The organism is Bradyrhizobium sp. NBAIM08 (assembly GCF_020193935.1).
Lineage (GTDB): Bacteria > Pseudomonadota > Alphaproteobacteria > Rhizobiales > Xanthobacteraceae > Bradyrhizobium > Bradyrhizobium yuanmingense.
On the sequence record NZ_JADYVR010001035.1, the window covers coordinates 1 to 398 of the forward strand.

General features: G+C 69.6%; 1 protein-coding gene. It reads left to right on the forward strand.

Annotated elements, in window-relative coordinates; all coding sequences use genetic code 11:
- The coding region (locus tag I6F37_RS43330) for a nodulation S family protein (protein ID WP_225154884.1) at nucleotides 1-398 on the forward strand (398 nt) is incomplete at both ends.

The window sequence follows — 398 nt, forward strand, 5'->3', positions numbered from 1 at the left end:
TCTATGCCTTGGCGAGCGATGCGCTGCCGAGCACCGTCAAGGGTGTGTTGGACGAGGCTTCGAAGTCGGACGACGCCACGCTGCTGGGCGACCAGAAGCGCTTGCTCGAGCTGGATGCCGAGCGCCGCGGAGGGCGGCCGGAGTCGGTGACCGACGAGATGGAGCGCTACTACTCGCCGGGGCGCACCTGGCAGTCGCTGGCCGTGGGCATCGCGGCGCTGCTCGAGCTCGGGGATGTGCTGGACGTGGGCTCGGGCGATGCGTCCGCGGCCAGCGTGCTCGTGCCGTACTGTCGCTCGCTCACCTGCATCGACACCAACGCGCGTTCAATCGACGCCGCCAACGAGCGCTTCGCCAAGCACCCGCACGTCAGCGCGCAGGTGGCCGACGTGCACGAG